The following is a 20085-nucleotide window of genomic DNA, read 5'->3' as shown; positions in this document are numbered from 1 at the left end:
CGCCCTTTCCAGTTCATCTATATACCGCTTCAATGCGATCGGGCACTTACCGGTCTTCCGGCTTGACCGAGATGCGTACGGTTTCACCCGAATTGCCTGGGAAGTCCGTGAACATGGCTTCGACCAGGTTCGGCACCAGGTACTGCAGGCGGTTCGAGGTGGACAGGGCCTGCGCCTTGCCTTCGAACAGGCGCTCACCCGTCGCCGCGCGGTCGATCTTCATGTCGATGCCGCTTGTATAGACCGTGTAGCTGCGCACTTCCGGGCTACCGAACCACGGATCGTTGAAGCCGTAGCCCCAGCTGCTGCCGTAATAGCTCGTGCGGAAAATGCGGCCGTCGCGGGTGCGGTAGTAGCGCGGACGGACATAGCCCAGGTGCCCGCGATAGCCGTACCACGGCGAGTAGAACGGGTCGTGGAAGCCGGTCGTGCGGACACGCTCGCGCCCGTTATCGACGCCGTAGTCAAACCGCACCAGCAGACTCGCGTCTTCAGCCGATGCGGCCTGCGCATAGCCCAAGCGCTCCATCTGCGCTTCGACCTGGTCGGCGTACATCGAGAATTCCAGACCGCCGGCGAGTGCCGGATCGTCTGCGACCACGAAATAGCTTTCGCCGGTCGGGGCGGGCATCTTGGTTTCGAAACGGGTCACGTCGGCCTTGAAGGCAGGCGTGGCGCAGGCTGCGAGGCCTGCGAGGATCATCGGTACGGAGGCCAGCTTCAGCTTACGCCCCATTCCCTGTTTACGGGTAGTCATAGCTTGGTCCTTTCACGCGTTGGCAGATCATATACACCAAACGGGAAACATGGGGCAGTCTGCCTTTCCCCAAGACAATCTGCCAGTGAATAGAGCAACTTCTATACCAAAGGCCATGAACCGGCTTTGAATGGCCGGATTCACTTATGTTGCATCCCGCTGGAGGGTTGTCGCAGTGCCCTCAACGCGGCTAAGGGTCGCCGCGATTAATCCCATTTTGCGTAAGGCAGAGACGAGCCATGGCTGGCCATTCCAAATTCAAGAACATCATGCACCGCAAGGGCGCGCAGGACAAGAAGCGCTCCAACCTGTTTTCCAAGCTGAGCCGCGAAATCACCGTGGCGGCAAAGATGGGCATGCCCGATCCGGACATGAACCCGCGCCTGCGCCTGGCGGTGAACGCCGCCAAGAGCCAGTCGATGCCGAAGGACAATATCCAGCGCGCGATCGACAAGGCATCGGCCACCGACGGCGAGAATTACGAAGAAGTGCGCTACGAAGGCTATGGCCCAGGCGGCAGCGCGATCATCGTCGAAGCGCTGACCGACAACCGCAACCGCACCGCCACCGCCGTGCGCACCGCTTTCAGCAAGAACGGCGGCAACCTCGGCACCGAAGGCAGCGTCCAGCACGGCTTCGAACGGCTTGGCCTGATCGAATATCCCGCCAGCGTCGGTGACGAGGACAAGGTCCTCGAAGCCGCGATGGAAGCGGGTGCGGAAGATATCGAAAGCACTGCCGAAGGTCACACAATCTGGACTGCAGCCGACGATCTCCATCAGGTTGCAGGCGACCTCGAAAAGTCGCTGGGCGAGGCGGAAAACGTCAAGCTGGCGTGGAAGCCCAATATCACGGTCGAAATGGACGAGAAGGGTGCATCGACCCTGCTCAAGCTGATCGACACGCTCGACGATGACGACGATGTCCAGACCGTCTGGGGCAATTACGAAATCTCCGACGAGGTCATGGCCAAGCTGGACGCCTGATCGGTTATCCGGTGAAGCTGCGCGAATGGATCCTCGGGATCGTATTGGGCGGCGCATTCCTGCTGGCGATTGCCTGGCGGCTCGGCTGGATGATCGGGTTGTGACGCCGTGCTGATTCTCGGTCTCGACCCCTCGCTGTCCTGCACGGGATGGGGCGTGATCCGCGTCGAAGGCAGCCGGATCATGCATATCGCGAACGGCCAGATTCCGACCGATGCCAAGGCGCCGATGGTACGGCGGCTGTCGCTGCTGCACACCTCGATCCAAGCCGTCATTGCCGAATACGACCCAGATCGGGCGGCGGCGGAAGAGGTTTTCGCGAACAAGAACGCGCAGTCGACCCTCAAGCTCGCGCAAGCGCGCGGCGCTGTGCTGGCGGCTTGCGGCGGCGCAGGGCTGGATGTGAACGAACACGCTGCGCGGCTGGTCAAGAAGGCGGTCGTCGGGACCGGCGGGGCCGACAAGACGCAGGTTCAGGCCATGCTGAAAGTGCTCCTCCCAGGCGCAAAACTGGCCGGCGCCGATGCTGCCGACGCGCTGGCAGTCGCTATTGCCGATGCGCACCTGTCCTACACGCCGCCCTCGCGCTAGGCCTGTGGGATGAGCGCGCCCAATCCCCACCAAACCGCCGGATCACGGCGCTTTGCGGCCTCCGGTGGAATTCCCGCCTGGACCGTGTTCCATGTGTTCCACTCTGTAGGATAAGCCTCGTGACCATCCAGCTCTACGGCATCCCCAATTGCGACACCGTCAAGAAGGCCCGCAAGTGGCTCGACGCGCAGACGATCGATTACGACTTCCACGATTACAAGAAGGAAGGAGCCGATCCGGCGAGGCTCGCCTCATGGTCGGACGCGGTGGGCTGGGAAGTGCTGCTCAACAAGCGCGGCACCACCTTTCGCAAGCTGGACGAAGAAGCCAAGGCCGATATCGACCGGGAAAAGGCGATCGCGCTGATGGCGGAGCACCCGAGCATGATCAAACGGCCCGTTGTCGAACACGCGGGCGGGGTACTGGTCGGATTCAAGGAAGAGGACTGGGCGGCAGCGCTTCAATAGCCGCTGGAATTGCTCCAGCCGCCATTGTCGCCCTGCGTCACAGAGCGTGCATTGTCGTTCGCCGTGCCGGTGATCTGGCGCTTGACCGCGCCGAGGTTGCTACCCGATCCGTAAATCAGGCCAAGCACGATCGCGCCGCCGAGGAGGAGTTTCTTGATCATGATCACGCGAGCCTACCCGCCTATCCTAAAGATCGGGTTAACGGCGGGTCTCAGGCCTTGCGTGCGGTGACGATGTAATTGAGCGCCGTGTCGTCGCTGAGGTGGAGGCCTTTCATCGGGGAAAACCCGATCCCGCGCGGCTCGCCCATGGAAAGACTCGCCTCGGACAATAGGTCGCGCAGCTCATCGGGCGTGATGAAGTCGTCCCAGTGGTGGGTGCCCCTGGGGATCATGCCCAGACCCTCTGCCGCGCCGATCATCAACAGGCGCGATTGGGAGGTGCGGTTGGGAGTGGAGAGGACCATGAGGCCGTCGTCGGAAAGGCGCGCTGCCAGCTCGCGCACGAACGCGGCCTTGTCGGCCACATGCTCGATCACTTCCATTGCGGTGACGAGGTCGAATTTTCCAATATCGAGCGATCCGATCTCGCCCGCCATATACCGTATGTCGAGGCCCACGCCCTCGGCATGAACGCTGGCCGCAGCAACGTTCTCGGGCGCCGCATCTACGCCCGTAACCTGCGCTCCCATGCGCGCCAGCGGTTCGCACAGCAGGCCTGCGCCGCAGCCGACGTCGAGGGCGCTCTTGCCGGCGAGCGGACTCGCATTGCGGATATCGCCGGCCCAGTGGACGTCGATCGCATCGCGCAGGAATTGGAGGCGCACAGGGTTGAGCTTGTGCAGCATGGCCGACGAGCCCTTCGGGTCCCACCAGTCCCGAGCCAGTCTGCCGAAATGTGCGGCCTCTTCGGGCCGGATCGTTTGGGCGCCTGAAGTATTGCTTGGCGTGTCGGTTGTTGCATCACTCATGAGGGGTGGCTAGCAGCCATAGCCCACGCATTCCAGCACGGAGAGACATCCGCTTGGCCCGTATCGTGATGAAATTCGGCGGCACCTCGATGGCGGGGACGGAGCGCATCAGGCGCGTCGCCAACCTCGTGCGCAAACAGGCTGCCGGTGGCAACCAGGTCGCCGTGGTCGTCAGCGCGATGGCGGGCGAGACCGACCGTCTCGTCAACTTCTGCCGTGAAGCGAACCCCCTCTACGACCCTGCCGAATACGACGTCGTCGTTGCCAGCGGCGAACAGGTGACGAGCGGACTGCTCGCTCTCACCCTGCAATCGCTCGGCTGCGACGCCCGCAGCTGGCTCGGCTGGCAGCTTCCGGTCCGCACCATCGAAGCGCATGCGAAGGCGAGGGTTGAAGCGATCGATGGCGAAGCTCTCACTTCGGCGATGGAAGCCGGACAGATTGCCGTCATCCCGGGTTTCCAGGGGGTTTCGGAAGACGGCCGTATCACGACCATGGGCCGCGGCGGATCGGACACCAGCGCAGTCGCGATCGCCGCTGCAGTCCAGGCTGACCGGTGCGATATCTATACCGATGTCGACGGCGTCTACACGACCGATCCGAGGATCGTGGCCAAGGCTCGCAAGCTCAAGGCCGTGACCTATGAAGAAATGCTCGAGCTGGCGAGCGTGGGGGCCAAGGTCCTCCAGACCCGCAGCGTCGGCCTGGCGATGAAGGAGGGCGTGCGCGTGCAGGTCCTCTCCAGCTTCGTGGGCGACGACGCCATCCCGGCAGACGAACTCCCCGGCACGATGATCGTGTCGGAAGAGGAAATGAATATCTTGGTGGAGAAGGGCGAAATGGAACGCCAGCACGTAACCGGCATCGCGCATGACAAGAACGAGGCCAAGATCATCCTCACCCGCGTTCCCGACAAGCCGGGCGCGGTGGCGCATATCTTCGATCCGCTGGCCAAGGCGGCGATCAATGTCGACATGATCATCCAGAACGTGGGCCGCGACAAGGGTGAGACCGACGTGACTTTCACCGTCCCGCAGGCCGACCTTGCAAGGGCTCAGGCGCTGCTGGAAGACAAGCGCGATGACATCGGGTTCAACCGGCTCATCACCGACAGCAAGATCGCCAAGATCAGCGTCGTGGGTGTAGGGATGAAAAGCCACGCCGGCGTCGCCAGCACCATGTTCAAGGCGCTCGCGGATCGCGGGATCAACATCCAGGCGATCACGACTTCGGAGATCAAGGTCAGCGTGCTTATCGATGAAGACGAGACCGAACTGGCCGTGCGCGTGCTGCACACCGCCTATGGTCTGGATGCCAACGACGAGGCTGCGTGAGCAGATTCCGCAAGGTAGCTGACGGTTGGAGCGCCATCGTCCGAAGCACCTGGCGGGCCTATGCGGTGTTTTGCGGAGCGGGAGTGATTGCTGTCCTGCTCCGGTTTCGAGGCGGGGAGTATGCGGAAGCGAGCAATCGGGAGGTGATGGAAGAGATCGGCGTGGCCGCCATTCTCATGTTCGTCGCGGCCTTTGTCACCGCGCTCGTCTTCCATTACCAACTGCGCCGTAATTCGCGCTGGCCCGGTGGGGGAGGGCGCCGCAACAGGTGACTGTGAAATGAGCCATACCGCAAAGATCCTCCTTCTCGGCTCCGGGGAACTGGGCCGTGAATTCGTCATCTCCGCCAAGCGCCTCGGGGCCTATGTCGTGGCCTGCGATGCCTATGACGATGCACCCGCGATGCAACTGGCAGATGCGCGCGAGGTCTTCTCGATGCTCGATGGCGAGAAGCTGCGCGACGCGGCCGAGAGGCACCGGCCGGATTACATCGTCCCCGAGATCGAGGCCATTCGCACTTCGGTCCTTGCCGAACTTGAGGAAGAGGGTTTCAACGTCGTTCCCTCGGCAAGGGCGGCGCAGCTGACCATGAACCGCGATGCGATCCGCGACCTCGCGGCGCACGATCTCGGTCTCGTGACCTCGAAATACCGCTATGCGAAGAACCTCGACGAGGTGCGCGCAGCGGCAAGGCACACGGGCTTTCCCTGTGTCATCAAGCCGGTGATGTCGTCATCCGGCAAGGGCCAGAGCACGGTCCGCGACGACGATGGGCTCGAGCCGGCCTGGGATTACGCCTGCGCCAATATGCGCGGCGACCGCAGCCGCGTTATCGTCGAGCAGTTCGTCGACTTTGATTACGAGATCACTCTCCTGACCATCCGTCACAAGGATGGCGTGAGCTTCTGCCCGCCGATCGGCCACCGGCAAGAGCGCGGGGATTACCAGGAGAGCTGGCAACCCACGCCGATGAGCGACGCGGCAATCGCCAAGGCTCAGGACATGGCGCGCACCGTGGTCGACGAGCTGGGTGGTAACGGCCTGTTCGGGGTGGAGTTCTTCGTTAAGGGCGAGGAAGTGATCTTCTCCGAACTCAGTCCCCGTCCGCATGACACGGGAATGGTGACCCTGGTCAGCCAGAACCTGACAGAGTTCGACCTCCACGCACGGGCCATTATGGGATTGCCGGTGCCCGCTGCCTTGCGCGCTCGCCCGTCGGCCAGCGCGGTAATCCTGGCGGACAAGGATAGCGAGCACCTGTCCTACGAAGGGCTGGCGGACGCCTTGGCCGAAGACGGCACGGACCTGCGCATTTTCGCCAAGCCTACGAGCCGTCCATACCGCCGCATGGGCGTGGCGCTTGCGACCGCGGGCGACACCGAGGAAGCCCGCCGCAAGGCCCGCGACGCTGCCCACAAGGTCCGCATCGTCTACGGCGACTAGCCGAAAATCATTACATTCATCAGACGGTCGGGGATCGCGACAGCGGCGATACCAGGAATCATCAGCGCGCCGAAGAAGAGGCCGATAATCTCCTTGCGATGGCGGACGATGTCGCCCTTGCGCGCCGTGCTGACGATCAACCACGCTGCGCGGTATGTGATCGGCACGAAGATGTGGATCCACGAGAAGCGGAAATCCTCGTAGAGGAAGATCGTGGACGTCGCGGTGATGACCATAAGCGCTACCCACATCTTACCGAGCTGCTTGTGCCGCGCTGTACCCTTGCGCGCCAACAGCAGGTACATTCCGAGCGGAAGGCAAGGAATGACTGTCGTGATATGGATGACCAGTGCGATGTTCTTGAGATGCGGCAGGTCCGGCGTCATCCCCAGCAGAGCACGCCCGATGGCGTAGAGGCAGATCGCGGTCATTGCGCCGCCAATTGCCACCACCATCCGGCGGGTCATCTGGTCGAGGTCGAAGCCAGCTGGTTTGGATTGCGAGTTGGCGAAATGGGCGGTCATCGAAAGTCTCCGTTTGTCACTGCTCGATGCCGAGAATGCCGCGTGCCCATTCGCCCGCAACTGCGCTTGCGCGAAGTGGCAAGGCGTTTCGTGAAATGCGCGGATTTACGGGGCTTTGCCACTTTACGAAACGCGAATGGGCAGTAATCTGGCGCGCAATGGCACACGCTGAACTCACTGAGCGTCAAGCGCGCCTGCGTAAGCTTCTGATCGATCTCGCCGCAATGGGCGCCATTGGCGTCGTTCTTGCCTTGATCGGACCGTTTGGAAGCTTCCGCGAGCCGTTGGCGCTGCGTCTCATTGTCTGGGTCGGCTTCGCTTATGTCGGTTATGCGCTCTATGCCCCCATTGACGGCGTCGCGCAGCGGATCGCACCGGCGCTGGCGCTGCCTGTCTGGGCCTTGCGGATCGCAGGGGTCTTGCTCGCCTCCGCTTTCATGTCGGTACTCGTATGGGTGCTGCCCCAGCTACCCGGTACCATACGCGTGCCTTCACTCTCCGCAGCCATGGCGCATTATTTCTACGTAACCGTCGTAGGAGGAATGATCACCGCCCTCTTTACTCTTGGCCAGCGAGGCACTGGAGGTGCGCCGTCGCCGCCAGTCCCGGTGGCTGCAGCGCCAGCGCCGGAGACTGGACCTTCGCGCTTCTTCGACCGCTTGCCGGTCCACCTGGGGACCGACCTGCTCGCGTTGGAAATGGAGGACCACTACGTCCGCGCGCATACTGGTCTTGGCAGCGAACTGGTCCTCATGCGTCTGGGCGATGCCATAACAGAACTGGACGAGATCGAAGGCCTGCAGACACATCGCAGCTGGTGGGTTGCCCGTGATGCCGTGGAGGAGGTCAAGCGTGATGGGCGCAACCTCCGGCTGGTGCTCAGCAGCGGGCTCGAAGCACCGGTGTCGCGTAACCGCGCAAACGATCTCAAGGCAGCCGGCTGGCTGTAGCCGCTTGCCGTAGCGTTCGCGCGGCCCTAAGCGCGCCATATGACTAGCCATCCCAAGACCGACCGCCTGATGCAGCGCGGCGCCGACTTCCTCGGATCCGAAACCGCCATCCTGTGCGGCGCTATGAGCTGGGTGTCGGAGCGGAACCTCGTTTCCGCCATATCGAACGCCGGTGGCTTCGGCGTTATTGCATGCGGTGCGATGACGCCCGAATTGCTCGAAACCGAGATTGCCGAGACGCAAAAGCTGACCGAGAAGCCGTTCGGCGTGAACCTCATCACCATGCACCCGCAACTCTTCGACCTGATCGAAGTGTGCGACAAGGCGGGGGTCAGCCATGTCGTGCTGGCCGGTGGCATTCCGCCCAAGGGCAGCGTGGAAGCGATCAAGGGCGGCGCCAACCCCGCCAAGGTGATCTGTTTCGCGCCGACGCTGGCGTTGGCGAAGAAGCTCCTGCGCTCGGGCGCGGACGCGCTCGTGATCGAGGGCATGGAAGCGGGTGGCCATATTGGTCCGGTATCGACCAGCGTACTGGCGCAGGAAATGCTGCCGGAACTGGCCGAAGAGCACATCATTTTCGTGGCAGGCGGCATCGGCCGGGGCCAGGCGATTGCGGGATATCTCGAAATGGGTGCGGCCGGCGTCCAGCTCGGCACTCGCTTCGCCTGTGCCAGCGAAAGCATCGCTCATCCCAATTTCAAGAAGGCTTTCTTCCGCGCCAATGCGCGTGACGCCGTGGCGAGTGTCCAGGTCGACGCACGCTTGCCGGTCATCCCGGTGAGAGCGCTGAAGAACAAGGGCACCGAAGAATTTACTGCCAAGCAGCGGGAAGTCGCCGGCACACTTGATCGCGAAGAAATCGCGATGGAAGAAGCACAACTGCAGATCGAACATTACTGGGCCGGTGCGCTGCGCCGTGCGGTCATCGATGGCGACGTGGAGAACGGAAGCCTTATGGCGGGCCAGTCGGTCGGAATGCTGAAGGCGGAAGAGCCTGTCGCGGACATCATCGACAAGCTCATGGCGCAGAGCGAAGAGGCTTTGTCGCGCAGGTGATACCGGCAGAACCGGCGCCCGGTTAATCCAGGGCGTTGATCGATTGAGTGTATTCCTGCGCGATCAGCACTGAACCTCCATCAAGCCGAGTTGTTCGGGGATTTCATTGAGCCGGATCAGGCGCGCCCGTCGGTCGTTCGGGTCGATGTCGGCGGTCACTACACCTTTGGCCTTGAGCCGTTCGATCGCAAGGTAGAATCCGCGATACGAGGAGCCGGAGGCGTGCAACAGTTCCTTGATGCGCGAGCTGCCATTATTGAGAAGATGGATAATAATCCTGCCCTCAATAGTGAAAACCTCGACCCCCGAACGACCGAACTCGTTCGAAAAATTCTCTAAAAATTTCTGCACTTGCCCGCCTGTCGCGATTCGCGACAGTAAAGCCGCCACTCGCCTAGAAACTATTCATGACCCCCAAGCATTCGCAGAACTGCGAGATGCCAACCATTATGTACAACAAGTATTATATGAATAAAACGCCTACAAGTGTATCTTGTATATATAATATAAGACCTCAAAAGCGTTATGAATGCCCCTACAAATCGCGTAGCTCCACGTCAACTGGGTCCTCGGATCGCCTGGTTTGATAAATGTTAAATACCTTTTGAGGGGTTACTTTATGCGTACTATGAATATTGCGGGTCGTGCAGCTGTTGCCGGCCTGATGACCAGCGTCGCAGGGGGCGCGCTTCTTGTTGCTTCGCCCGCGGCGGCACAGGCTTCGGACGAAACTTGCTTCCGTGATGCATCGGGCAATGTTTCCTGCTTCGAGCCGGGCGACCAAGATTATCTCGCAAGTAGCTATGGCTATGCGGGTATCAACGACGGAGCCTACGACAATCTCGATAGCAAGATCGAACAGACCGCTCCGACCGACGCCGAAGTCGAAACTGCGCAGGCAGAACTCGATGCTGCGAACGATGCGGCAGATACGCTTGCAGCAGATCAGACTGCAGTCGAAGCCACGCTGACCGACGACAACCTCGCCGCTTTCGAAGATGTTGCTACGACCGAAGCTGCACTCGAAGCCGCTCAGGCTGCCGAAGCGGAAGCTCTGGCCGCCCAGACCGATGCGCAGACTGCATTCGATGCGGCTGCTGACGACCTGACCGACGCCAACGTCGCTCTCGGCGCTGCGCAGACCGATCTGTCGGACGCGCAGGATGCTGTCGACACCGCGCAGGCAAACTATGACGCCAACCAGACCACTGCGAACCTCGCAGCTCTGAACGACGCTCTGGCCGATCGCGCCGACGCACAGCTCGCTCTGGATGCTGCCGAGGCAGACCGTGCTGACGCGCTGGCGGTTGCCAACGATGCCGCTGCAGACCTGACCGCCGCACAGACCGCGTTCAATGCCGCAGCCGACGCGACTGTAGTTGCAAGCGACGACTTCTCGGATGCCCTCACGGCACTCGACACCTCGCTCGCTTCGAACACTGACTTCGTCGACGCCATCACCGACGCTGGCTACACTGCCGACGCTTCGGGCCTCAACACGCTCAGCAACGACGCGACCGCAGCTGCCGACCAGGCTGTTGTGGAGCAGGCACAGTTCGATGCTCTCGATGATGCGACCAACACCTACGCACGTGCTCAGGACGTTCTCGTCCCGGCTGCCGAAAATCAGAACGCTGCGATCGCTGCTGCTTCGCAGGCTCTTCTCGGCGACCCGCGCGCTGATGAGACGAACAGCGAAGTCGAAGTCATCGCTGCTCTGGTCGATCACGAAGAGCGTATCACGACCAACACCGCCGACATCGCGACCAATGCTGCGAACATCGCCGACAACTCGGCTCGCATCACGGTCGTCGAAGAAACGCTGGTCGAATACGACACGCGCATCACCGCGAACGCCGATGCGATCGTCGCTGAATCGGAAGCGCGTGCCGCTGCCGACGCCCAGTTGCTCGATCAGCTGACTGCAGAAGAAAACGCCCGTATCGCTGGCGACGCCGCTCTGCAGACGCAGATCGACGGTCTTGGTGGTCGCGTCGGTCTCGTCGAAGCACGCATCGACCAGCTTGATGACCGTATCTCCAGCTCGACCGCTACCGCGATCGCGCTGGGCGGCATGGGCTTCCTGCCCGACACGCGTTTCAACCTGTCGGTTGCAGGCGGCTTCTACGAAGGTGCCAATGCAATCGCAGCCAACGCCGGCATCCGTGTCAGCGACAAGGTTGCGATCACTGCCGGTATCGGCGGCGGCCTGAACAAGAACGGCAAGGTCGGTGGCCGTGTCGGCATCATCTTCGGCTGGTAACTCCTGACAGCCCGATTGGCTGTTTACACCGAGACGGCCCGGAGAGCGATCTCCGGGCCGTTTTTCTTTTGCACGAAAGCGTGGCTTTGACACCGCTGAGGAAGTTGAGCTTGTCCTGCGAGAGGGTCGCGGTCATTTAGCGAACCATGTCCGAACCACTCGTCCTGACCCTGTCCTGCGCGGATCGCCCTGGTATTACGGCCCGCGTCGCCTCGTTCCTATTCGAGCGGGGTGGGAATATCCTTGAGGCTCAGCAATTCAACGATCGCGGCTCGGATGCCTTCTTCATGAGGGTGGAGTTCGATCCGGGTGCCACAGAACGCAAGCAGCTTCGCGGAGACTTTGCTTCAGTCGCACACGAGTTCGCGATGGATTGGAAACTCGCCTTGCGCGATCGGCCGCGGCGGGTGCTGCTGATGGTCAGCAAGTTCGACCACTGCCTCGCCGACCTTCTTTACCGCTGGCGCATCGGCGAATTGCCGATGGAGCCGGTGGCGATCATCTCCAACCACCCGCGCGAGGCGATCGGGCATACCGATCTCGGCACGATACCCTTCCATCACTTGCCCATAACCCGCGAAACGAAGGCGGATCAGGAGGCCGAAGTCCGCAGGATCGCGAAGGAATGCGACGCAGAACTAGTCGTGCTTGCGCGGTATATGCAGATCCTTTCGGACGAGCAGGCATCTCATTTCGCCGGGCGCTGCATCAACATACACCATTCGTTTCTTCCCGGGTTCAAGGGCGCGAAGCCCTATCACCAAGCGTACGAGCGCGGGGTCAAAATGATCGGCGCAAGCGCGCACTATGTCACCGCGGATCTCGACGAAGGCCCGATCATTCACCAGTCCGCAGAAGCGATCAGCCATGCCGATGAACCGGACGAACTCGTGCGCAAAGGCCGCGAAATCGAAAGCCGTGTGCTGGCGGAAGCCGTCCGCCTCCACCTTGAAGAGCGCGTGCTGCTCAATGGGAAGCGAACGGTCGTTTTCCGCAGCTGATCAGCGTTTCGCCACTCGCGTTTTCGCGCGCTCGGCTTCCATCGCTTTGTCTTCGTTGGCACGCTTGATGACGTATTGGCGAATGGCTTCGATCTCGTCCTCGGAGAGCGAACCGGCAAAGCTTGCCATGCCGTTATCCTGCAGTGCACCGCCATGGACGATCTGCAGCCAGGTGGCCGGATTTTCGAGCGCACCGGAGCGGCGCAAATCGGGCAATTCGGTCGAACCCACGGCCGCGGGGGCGTGGCAAACGGCGCAGTAGCGCGCGTATTTCGTGCGACCAAGCTCGATGGTCCCGGCGCTCGCCTTGGAGAGCGGCGGGTCGAGCGGTGCAAGCGCAAAATCGGGCTCGGCAGGAAGCTGCTCTTGTCCGCCCAGCTTGAAAACCAGTAGGCGGCTGACGTTTCGCACCGGCTTCATCTGGTCGATAAGTTCACCGTCCACCGACAGTGCGAAAGCGCCGCCCCAGCCTGCTAGCACGGCCACATATTGCTCGCCATTGACGGTATAGGTCATCGGCGGTGCAACCACCCCAGTTTGCGCGGCGAAGCTCCAGAGTTTGTCGCCCGTGGCAGAATTGTATGCGGCAAATTCGCTTCCCGAGTTGCCCTGGAATACCAGTCCGCCGCCGGTCGCCAGAAGCCCGCCGTTCCACGGTCCGGGATGTTCGACTTCCCAGCGCACTTCTTGCGCCACCGGGTCCCAGGCCAGCAGCTTGCCGCTGATCGTGCCCTGAACCTCGCGCCGGATGCCAAGGTCTGGCGGCAGGTCGCCTGCGGCCAAATCGTATCCGACATTGAAGCCGCGTGCCCGGTCGGGTTTCCAGTTCGCTTCGGGCGAATAGAGCATCGCGGCTTCGAAGGCCGGAATATACACGAGGTTTTCGTCGGGGTGATATGCCATCGGGTGCCAGTTATGCCCACCGAGCGGGCCGGGCATGACGAGCGCAGGTTCGCCGGTAATATCGACCCGCGTTTCCGGGTTCATGATGGGACGTCCATCATCGGACATTCCAGTCGACCAGTTCTGCGGGATATAGGGCTGCGCAGAGATGAACTCGCCTGTCGCCCGATCCAGCACGTAGAAATAGCCGTTCTTGGGGGCCTGCATCAGCACCTGCCGCTCGCGCCCGTCGATCTCCATGTCGGCGAGGATGATGTGCTGCGTGGCGGTGTAATCCCAGGTCTCCCCAGGCGTGGTCTGGTAGTGCCACACATACTCGCCCGTGTCGGGCCGGATGGCGACGATACTGGAGAGATAGAGATTGTCTCCCTCGCCTTTTCCGTCGGTGCCGGGACTGCGGTAGGCGCGGTTCCACGGGCTGCCGTTGCCGACCCCGAAATAGAGCAGGTCGAGGTCGGGGTCGTAGGCCATGGAATCCCAAACCGTGCCTCCGCCGCCGATGCCGTCCTCGCTGCCGAGGACATCGCCGCTCCAGGTCGCGGCGGCCTTCTTCAGATATTCCGGCTCCTCGCCGCCTTTGCCGCCGGGCACGGTATAGAACCGCCACAGCTCATCGCCGTCCGCCGCGTCATAGGCCGCTATGTAGCCGCGCACGCCGAACTCCGCACCGCCATTGCCGATGAGGACCTTGCCGTCGATGACGCGGGGGGCGCCGGTAATCGTGTAGCTCTGAGACTGGTCGACCGTGACTTTTTCCCACGCCACGGCGCCGGTGTCCCGGTCGAGCGCGACAAGCCGCCCGTCCAGCGTGCCGAGGTATAGCTTGTCGCCCCAGGCGGCGAGGCCGCGGTTCACGACATCGCAGCATGCTTTGACGCCGGTTTCGCCGGGGACCTGCGGATCGTAGCTCCACAGCGGTTCGCCGGTGGCGGCATCGAAAGCGAAGACCTTGCTCCACGCGGTCGTCACGTAGAGCTTGCCATCCATGACGAGCGGCGTTGCTTCCTGACCGCGCGCCGTATCCATGTCCACATACCAGGCAAGGCCGAGATCGGACACGTTTTCGCGGCTGACCTGGTCCAAGGGGGAGAAGCGCTGTTCGGAATAGGTTCGTCCGTGGCTGATCCAATTTGCACTGTCCTGATCCGCATTGACCAGGCGCATCGCGTCAATGCCGCCTTCGGGCTCCGCCGAATTGCACGACGCAAGCAGGAGCGCGGCCGCAGCCGCCAAACCGTATTTCATCGCTAATCTCTCCCTCATCGGTCTTTTCTGACCGCTCAACCCGATTGCATCCTGCCTTCGATCTTGGGCCTTGTCCATCGGGAGGACTGGTCTAGGTTAGGCTGCGGACGGGGTAGAGGAGAGACTGCAATGTGTGATCAGGAACGCTTGGCCAAATGGGCGCAGAGCGGAATCTCGCGGCGGACGTTCGGTGCCGGGGCGCTCGCCGGCACGGCAGCTGCCTGCACCTCGATGGAGCCGGCAGGCGATGACGCGGCGGAGAACATCATCATGCGCAGCTCGGTCAGTTTCACGACTCCTGACGGGACCATGGACGGGGAATTCTTCCATCCCTCCAGCGGCACTTATCCTTCGGTCATTCTATGGCCCGATATCGCCGGCATCAGGCCGGCCAAGCGCCTCATGGCCATCCGCCTGTCAGAGGCCGGTTACGCAGTTCTCCTTGCCAATCCCTACTATCGCGATGTTTCCGGTCAGCAGTTCGAGGATTTTGCAGACTTTGCCGGGAACGGTGGTTGGGACAAGGTGAAACCTTGGCGGGCCCGTTTCGACCATGAAACAATCTCGCGCGACAATGCTGCTTGCGCCGCATGGCTCCAGGAACAGTCCGCGGTCGAACCCAATCGGGGTGTCGGCGTTCAGGGATATTGCATGACCGGCAACTTCGCCGTGCTGGGCCCATGGTCGGAGGACATGATTTCCGCCGGTGCAAGTTTTCACGGGGGCGGCCTGGTACGAGACAGCGAGTTCAGCCCCCACCGTCTGCTCCAGGATGACGGCCATTATCTCATCGCCATTTCGCAGGACGACGATGCCAAGCAGCCGGAAGCGAAAACAGCGCTGCGCGCCGCCGCTCAGGATGTGAATAACCGGACCGAAATAGAAGTCTATCCGGCCGACCATGGATGGTGCGTGCCGGATTCCCCTGCCTACGACCAGGAACAGGCAGAGCGAGCATGGGCCCGGCTGCTGGTACTTTACGAAGAGGCTCTCTAGCCTACGCGCTCAGGCGTTCGGCAAACCTGCCGTGCTTGCGATAGCGGGTCATCCACTTGTCGAGAAACAGGCCGAGCGGCTTGGGCTCAATCCCGAGTTTCGCGAAGCCGGGAAAATCGCCTGACACCGTGTTGCCCTGCGCCAGCAAGTCCCACTGGTCGCTGCTCATCGGTGTGCCCGGCAGAGCGGCGAAGGTTGCCGAGAGCGGATCGGGCACCGGCAGGAAAGTGCGATTTCGGCGCTGCGCTTCGGCGATACGGCGATTGATTTGCAGCATCGACAGCGTTTCCGGACCGCCCAGCTCGAAAGTCTTGCCGCCGTGCTTTTCCGGGTCTTCGAGGGTCCGCGCGACGGCTTCGGCGACATCGTCGACATAGACCAATTGCAGTTCCGCGTCCGGTCCGAAGACGGGCAAGACCGGGAAGGTGGAAATCAGTTTCCCGAACATATTCAGAAAATTGTCGTCCTTGCCGAACAGGATGGAGGGGCGCAGCACCGTTGCATTTGGAAAGGCTTCGAACACGCGCTTTTCGCCGAGGCATTTCGCCGCTGCATAGTCGTTCGAGGTGTCCTCGTCGGGCTCTGCAGCGATTGCGCTGATATGGACGAATGCGCTCGCGCCTTCCTTGGCTGCGGCCTCGGCCATCCAGCCCGGGGCCTCGCCCATTAGCGTGCGAAGATTGCCTTCGAACGAGCCGACCAGGTTGACCACGGCATCGGCGCCTTCGATGCACTGTTCGACACTGCGCCGGTTGGTCGCATCGCAGCGGGCGAATTGCATCTGTCCGAGGTTGGCGAGAGGCTTGAGCTTGAATGCCTTTTCCGGATTGCGGCTGGCGATCCGTACGCGAGCGCCGCGCTCCAGCAGCGCCTGCGCCACGTAATTGCCGATGAAGCCGCTTCCGCCCATCAGCACTACCAGCTTGCCGTTCAGTGCGCTGTCTTTTGCCATTTCGATGCCTGTCTTTTCCGGTCTGAAATTCGTGTTGCGCCCCTAGCCACAACCTGCGCGTGCCTGCAAGCGTTCCAAGGAACGCGATTGCAGTTGACAAGAATCGCCCCCCTTCGCTAGTGGCCCGCTCCTACCTGCGGACCGGCGAAAGATGACCGGTCATGCAAAGTGTGCCCAGATGGCGGAATTGGTAGACGCACCGTCTTCAGGTGGCGGCGCTCGCAAGGGCGTGGAGGTTCGAGTCCTCTTCTGGGCACCATTTTCTTAAAGTTACGGAATTCGGGGCGATGTGTGACGTGGCATCGTGGTCGCTCTATCAGGATATGGCTGCGATGTGGTTCGCGGTTCAGGATAGTCGTGCAAAATTGGCGACGCCCGGTGCGGCGGAGCGGCGGTCTCGTGGCAGGTCGACTGCCTCTCCATTGTTGCCGCCGATCAGTTCGCCCAACTCGGCGAGTCGAGAGGCATCGAGGCTATAGTAGACCAGCTTTGCTTCCTTGCGCGTCTCGACCAGTCCGGCTTTCCTCAATACGCCGAGTTGCTGCGACAGGGCGGGTTGGCCGATGCCGGAATATTGCTCGATCTCACCGACGTTGAGTTCACCACCTTTCAAGATCTGCAAAATGCGGAAACGCAGCGGGTGGGCTATCGCCTTGAGTTCCTCGATCGGGGCATCTTCGCTCATGCCTTGTCCTCGGTGGGCGCGTCGCGAAGGAACCAGTCCGTCTCGCCCGGAGACTTGAAGACCTCATCGAGATCGTGGGTCGGCGGCCGAAGGAGCGGCTGGCCCGGTGTCCAGTTGGCCGGAGCCAGTCCATCCTGTGCGTCGATCGCCTGCAAGGCATCGAGCATGCGAAGCATTTCGGGGATCGAGCGACCCATGTTCGCCGGGTAGCAGGTCATTGCCCGGATCACGCCCCTGGGGTCGATGAAGAAGGTCGATCGGACCGTGGCGCTGTCATTGTCCTGTGGTGCGACCATCCCGAACGCGCGACCGATGACGAGCGTGGGGTCTTCCACGATTGGAAAGCGCACCTCTATTCCGAAGCGATCGCGGATCATGCGTAGCCATGCGAAGTGCGAGAAAAGGCTGTCGACCGAGAGCGCCATGAGGGCGCAATCACGGTGTTCGAACTCCTGCGCTTTGCGGGACAGTTCTACGAACTCTGTCGTGCATACCGGAGTAAAATCGGCCGGATGTGAAAACAGGACGAGCCAGCGCTTGCGGAATTCCTTCAGCCGCACAGGTCCGGTCGTGCTGCGCGCCTCGAAGTCCGGTGCCAAATCGCCGATGCGGAGCCCTGCGACCGCCTGCGGTACGGATGTGTCTGCACTCATGGGACCCTTCTAGCACTTGACTCTGCAAATGCAATACATATACACAATTTACGTAACCAATGGAGTTTAGCAATGGCTGACGCTGATAAGGCCCGACAGGCCGCGACCGATCAGATCAATCGCGCTCGGGCAGAAAAAGCCCTCCGCCCCTCGATTGCAGGTTTTTTCGACGAGGCTACCTATACGGTAAGCTACGTAGTGCATGATCCGATTAGCTGCGAAGCGGCGATCATCGACTCGGTCCTCGACTACGAGGCTGCCGCCGGGCGAACCTCCTATGGATCTGCAGATCGGATAATCGAATACGTCACTTCTAATAATCTGAAAGTGACGTGGCTCATCGAAACCCACGCTCATGCGGATCACATTTCGGCTGCGCCGTATCTGCAGGAGAAGCTAGGCGGCAAGCTGGCGATCGGTGCGGAGATCGTCCGCGTGCAGGAAGTCTTCGGAAAGCTGTTCAATGCCGGGACCGATTTCGAACGTGACGGATCGCAGTTCGACCATCTCTTCACCGATGGCGAGACTTTCAGGCTGGGCGAGATCGAGGGTATTGCGCTCCACGTTCCGGGCCATACGCCAGCCGACATGGCGTTCATCATCGGCGATGCGGCTTTTGTCGGCGACACCATATTCATGCCTGATTTCGGGACGGCACGGGCTGACTTCCCGGGCGGTGATGCGCGGCAATTGTTCCAGTCGATCCGCCGGCTGCTATCGCTTCCCGACGAGACGCGGCTGTTCCTGTGCCACGACTACAAGGCGCCGGGGCGTGACGAATATGCGTGGGAAACCACGGTCGGCCAGCAGCGCACCGAGAACGTCCATGTGAAGGACGGCGTGAGCGAGGACGAATTCGTCGAGATGCGCACGTCACGTGACAAGACCTTGGCGATGCCCACGCTGATCATGCCTTCCGTGCAGGTCAATATCCGCGGTGGCCGGTTGCCCGAGCCCGAAGAGAATGGCGTCAGCTACATCAAGATCCCGGTGAACGCCGTATGATCGCCGCATTTACACTTTCCGCATTTCCCGACGCCGCTCCGATGAACGGGCTGATCGGTGGAATCCTGATCGGCCTGGCAGCGGCACTGATGCTTCTGGGCGCCGGTCGCATAGCAGGGGTTTCCGGCATCGCGGCGCGCGCTACGGGCATAAGCGATAGCGGCATGTCCAAATCGAGCGCCTGGATGTTCCTGCTGGGCTTGCCAATCGGTGCAGCGATCGTTGCAGCTGCATCCGGCGGAATGGCGCCCAGCTTTGCCAGTCCCGCATTCCTGATCGTGGCCGGTCTCTTGGTAGGGGTCGGCACGCGCCTGGGTAGCGGTTGCACGAGCGGCCATGGCGTCTGCGGTGTGAGCCGCCTTTCGCAGCGGTCCATCGTTGCGACGCTTACCTTCATGGCGGCCGGCATCGCGACCGTGGCGATCATGAATTCTCTCGGACTGGAGGTGCTCCCATGATGCGCCGCCTCCTTCCGCCGCTGGTATCCGGTTCGCTGTTCGGAGCCGGACTCGCACTGGGCGGTATGACCGACCCTGCACGCGTGCGCGGGTTCCTCGACATATTCGGCGACTGGGACCCGACACTGGCCTTCGTCATGGGCGGGGCGGTCATCGTCATGGCTATCGCCTGGCGGTTCCGCGAGCACATGGCTCACCCGCTTTTCGCGGAGAAATTCTCGCTGCCGGATCGCAGCGATCTCACCGCGCGTCTGATCGGCGGGTCTGCGCTGTTCGGCGTGGGCTGGGGCATCGCAGGTCTGTGCCCGGGGCCGGGTATTGCAGCGCTTGTCATCGAACCGGTGAGTGCCGCCATCTTTGTCGTCTCGATGCTTGCGGGAATGTTCGTGGTACGACTCGTCGAAGGAAACGCGTGATGGAAATTTTCGAGGTGACCCCTGATTTCGCGGTCGCAGCGCAAATTCGGCCGGAAGACGTTGCTGCGCTGCACGAGCGGGGTGTCGTCGCGCTGATCTGCAACCGGCCCGACGGCGAGGAAGAAGGCCAGCCCGAAGTGGCGGCCATCAGGCGCGCTGCCGAACAGCAGGGCATGGCCTTCCACCATATCCCCGTTTCCGGCGGCAATTTCCCCGACGGTGCCGTGGCGGCTTTCCGCGCGGTAAGGCGCGGTACCGATGGTCCCATCCTTGCATACTGCAGGACCGGTACTCGCTCGATCACGCTCGATACTCTCGCCGATCCCGATGGCGTGAGCCCTGCAGAACGCATTCGGCGGGCCAACGCCGCCGGCTACGATCTATCCGCGATTGAAGGACAGCTGATATGAAACAATCCCACCGTGTCGTT

At 61.8% G+C, this 20085-nt stretch carries 24 protein-coding genes and 1 tRNA gene; 16 read left to right on the top strand and 9 right to left on the bottom strand.

Translation table 11 applies throughout. The features are described from left to right. Positions 1-46: 46 nt before the first annotated feature. Positions 47-757, bottom strand: coding sequence for a DUF4136 domain-containing protein (locus CVE41_RS05930; RefSeq protein WP_232725807.1), 711 nt, complete (start codon positions 755-757; stop codon positions 47-49). Between the two features lie 239 nt (positions 758-996). Here CVE41_RS05930 and CVE41_RS05925 point away from each other — a divergent pair, with 239 nt between their 5' ends. From CVE41_RS05925 to CVE41_RS05915, 3 genes are all read left to right on the top strand, one after another. Then, on the top strand, positions 997-1743 hold the full coding sequence (locus CVE41_RS05925; protein WP_100259832.1) for a YebC/PmpR family DNA-binding transcriptional regulator: 747 nt from the start codon (positions 997-999) through the stop codon (positions 1741-1743). Between the two features lie 108 nt (positions 1744-1851). Continuing rightward, positions 1852-2334 carry a crossover junction endodeoxyribonuclease RuvC gene (gene ruvC, locus CVE41_RS05920; protein ID WP_100259831.1) on the top strand — a complete coding sequence of 161 codons (483 nt, stop codon included), beginning with the start codon at positions 1852-1854 and terminating at the stop codon, positions 2332-2334. A 119-nt stretch (positions 2335-2453) separates the two neighbouring features. Further along, positions 2454-2801 carry an ArsC family reductase gene (locus CVE41_RS05915; RefSeq protein ID WP_100259830.1) on the top strand — a complete coding sequence of 116 codons (348 nt, stop codon included), beginning with the start codon at positions 2454-2456 and terminating at the stop codon, positions 2799-2801. Here the strand turns inward: CVE41_RS05915 and CVE41_RS14600 are convergent. Both CVE41_RS14600 and ubiG read right to left on the bottom strand, forming a co-directional pair. After that, entirely contained in the window at positions 2795-2962 is a 168-nt protein-coding gene (locus tag CVE41_RS14600; RefSeq protein ID WP_157799421.1) for a hypothetical protein, read from the bottom strand. The genes CVE41_RS05915 and CVE41_RS14600 overlap by 7 nt on opposite strands. A 50-nt stretch (positions 2963-3012) precedes the next feature. Further along, positions 3013-3771 (bottom strand): bifunctional 2-polyprenyl-6-hydroxyphenol methylase/3-demethylubiquinol 3-O-methyltransferase UbiG, encoded by a 759-nt coding sequence (gene ubiG, locus CVE41_RS05910; RefSeq protein WP_100259829.1) that lies wholly within the window; start codon positions 3769-3771, stop codon positions 3013-3015. 53 nt (positions 3772-3824) lie between these two features. On the opposite strand from ubiG, the gene CVE41_RS05905 reads away from it, so the two are divergent. From CVE41_RS05905 to purT, 3 genes are read left to right on the top strand one after another with little or no spacing between them, the layout of a single operon-like run. Further along, the gene (locus CVE41_RS05905) at positions 3825-5105 is read left to right on the top strand and encodes an aspartate kinase (protein ID WP_100259828.1); all 1281 of its coding nucleotides are present in this window, start codon (positions 3825-3827) and stop codon (positions 5103-5105) included. Then, complete coding sequence (locus CVE41_RS14595; RefSeq protein WP_157799420.1) at positions 5102-5377, top strand: hypothetical protein; 276 nt, start codon at positions 5102-5104, stop codon at positions 5375-5377. Before CVE41_RS05905 ends, CVE41_RS14595 begins: the two co-directional genes overlap by 4 nt. Positions 5378-5384: 7 nt before the next feature. Further along, a complete protein-coding gene (purT, locus tag CVE41_RS05900; RefSeq protein WP_100259827.1) occupies positions 5385-6548 on the top strand; it encodes a formate-dependent phosphoribosylglycinamide formyltransferase in 1164 nt (387 codons plus the stop codon). Here the strand turns inward: purT and CVE41_RS05895 are convergent. Continuing rightward, entirely contained in the window at positions 6545-7072 is a 528-nt protein-coding gene (locus CVE41_RS05895; RefSeq protein WP_100259826.1) for a DUF2306 domain-containing protein, read from the bottom strand. The two genes, purT and CVE41_RS05895, sit on opposite strands and share 4 nt — an antisense overlap. 158 nt (positions 7073-7230) lie before the next feature. On the opposite strand from CVE41_RS05895, the gene CVE41_RS05890 reads away from it, so the two are divergent. Together CVE41_RS05890 and CVE41_RS05885 are read left to right on the top strand one after the other, a co-directional pair. Continuing rightward, on the top strand, positions 7231-8022 hold the full coding sequence (locus CVE41_RS05890; protein WP_100261384.1) for a LytTR family DNA-binding domain-containing protein: 792 nt from the start codon (positions 7231-7233) through the stop codon (positions 8020-8022). 39 nt (positions 8023-8061) lie between these two features. Next, entirely contained in the window at positions 8062-9078 is a 1017-nt protein-coding gene (locus tag CVE41_RS05885) for an NAD(P)H-dependent flavin oxidoreductase (protein ID WP_100259825.1), read from the top strand. Positions 9079-9141: 63 nt separating this feature from the next. Here the strand turns inward: CVE41_RS05885 and CVE41_RS05880 are convergent, their stop codons facing one another. Continuing rightward, on the bottom strand, positions 9142-9468 hold the full coding sequence (locus CVE41_RS05880; protein ID WP_198507736.1) for a MarR family winged helix-turn-helix transcriptional regulator: 327 nt from the start codon (positions 9466-9468) through the stop codon (positions 9142-9144). A gap of 229 nt (positions 9469-9697) precedes the next feature. Here CVE41_RS05880 and CVE41_RS05875 point away from each other — a divergent pair, with 229 nt between their 5' ends. After that, positions 9698-11341 carry a YadA-like family protein gene (locus CVE41_RS05875; RefSeq protein WP_100259823.1) on the top strand — a complete coding sequence of 548 codons (1644 nt, stop codon included), beginning with the start codon at positions 9698-9700 and terminating at the stop codon, positions 11339-11341. Positions 11342-11487: 146 nt separating this feature from the next. Then, positions 11488-12342 (top strand): formyltetrahydrofolate deformylase, encoded by an 855-nt coding sequence (gene purU / locus CVE41_RS05870; RefSeq protein ID WP_100259822.1) that lies wholly within the window; start codon positions 11488-11490, stop codon positions 12340-12342. On the opposite strand, the gene CVE41_RS05865 is transcribed toward purU, so the two are convergent. Then, complete coding sequence (locus CVE41_RS05865) at positions 12343-14490, bottom strand: PQQ-dependent dehydrogenase, methanol/ethanol family (RefSeq protein ID WP_232725806.1); 2148 nt, start codon at positions 14488-14490, stop codon at positions 12343-12345. It abuts the gene before it with no gap. Positions 14491-14619: 129 nt separating this feature from the next. Here CVE41_RS05865 and CVE41_RS05860 point away from each other — a divergent pair, with 129 nt between their 5' ends. Then, a complete protein-coding gene (locus CVE41_RS05860; protein WP_100259820.1) occupies positions 14620-15486 on the top strand; it encodes a dienelactone hydrolase family protein in 867 nt (288 codons plus the stop codon). Between the two features lies 1 nt (position 15487). On the opposite strand, the gene CVE41_RS05855 is transcribed toward CVE41_RS05860, so the two are convergent. Further along, positions 15488-16438 carry a complex I NDUFA9 subunit family protein gene (locus CVE41_RS05855; protein WP_100259819.1) on the bottom strand — a complete coding sequence of 317 codons (951 nt, stop codon included), beginning with the start codon at positions 16436-16438 and terminating at the stop codon, positions 15488-15490. Positions 16439-16610: 172 nt separating this feature from the next. Between CVE41_RS05855 and CVE41_RS05850 the strand changes: the two genes are divergently transcribed. Continuing rightward, positions 16611-16697: transfer RNA gene (locus CVE41_RS05850), tRNA-Leu, on the top strand. Between the two features lie 87 nt (positions 16698-16784). Here the strand turns inward: CVE41_RS05850 and CVE41_RS05845 are convergent. Next, positions 16785-17123: an ArsR/SmtB family transcription factor gene (locus tag CVE41_RS05845; RefSeq protein ID WP_100259818.1), complete on the bottom strand. Its 339-nt coding sequence runs from the start codon at positions 17121-17123 to the stop codon at positions 16785-16787. Continuing rightward, on the bottom strand, positions 17120-17776 hold the full coding sequence (locus CVE41_RS05840; protein WP_100259817.1) for a peroxiredoxin: 657 nt from the start codon (positions 17774-17776) through the stop codon (positions 17120-17122). Before CVE41_RS05840 ends, CVE41_RS05845 begins: the two co-directional genes overlap by 4 nt. Before the next feature lie 72 nt (positions 17777-17848). Here CVE41_RS05840 and CVE41_RS05835 point away from each other — a divergent pair, with 72 nt between their 5' ends. The 4 genes from CVE41_RS05835 to CVE41_RS05820 are packed head-to-tail and all read left to right on the top strand — an operon-like array spanning position 17849 to position 20065. Then, positions 17849-18781, top strand: a complete 933-nt coding sequence (locus tag CVE41_RS05835) for an MBL fold metallo-hydrolase (RefSeq protein ID WP_100259816.1) — start codon at positions 17849-17851, stop codon at positions 18779-18781. After that, positions 18778-19239: a YeeE/YedE family protein gene (locus CVE41_RS05830; protein ID WP_100259815.1), complete on the top strand. Its 462-nt coding sequence runs from the start codon at positions 18778-18780 to the stop codon at positions 19237-19239. Before CVE41_RS05835 ends, CVE41_RS05830 begins: the two co-directional genes overlap by 4 nt. After that, positions 19236-19655: a DUF6691 family protein gene (locus CVE41_RS05825; protein ID WP_100259814.1), complete on the top strand. Its 420-nt coding sequence runs from the start codon at positions 19236-19238 to the stop codon at positions 19653-19655. Before CVE41_RS05830 ends, CVE41_RS05825 begins: the two co-directional genes overlap by 4 nt. Continuing rightward, positions 19655-20065: a TIGR01244 family sulfur transferase gene (locus CVE41_RS05820; protein WP_100259813.1), complete on the top strand. Its 411-nt coding sequence runs from the start codon at positions 19655-19657 to the stop codon at positions 20063-20065. Before CVE41_RS05825 ends, CVE41_RS05820 begins: the two co-directional genes overlap by 1 nt. Positions 20066-20085 lie beyond the last annotated feature (20 nt).

The sequence above is a fragment of the Qipengyuania seohaensis genome, from assembly GCF_002795865.1.
Lineage (GTDB): Bacteria > Pseudomonadota > Alphaproteobacteria > Sphingomonadales > Sphingomonadaceae > Qipengyuania > Qipengyuania seohaensis.
This window is presented reverse-complemented; position numbering and strand designations above follow the sequence as displayed.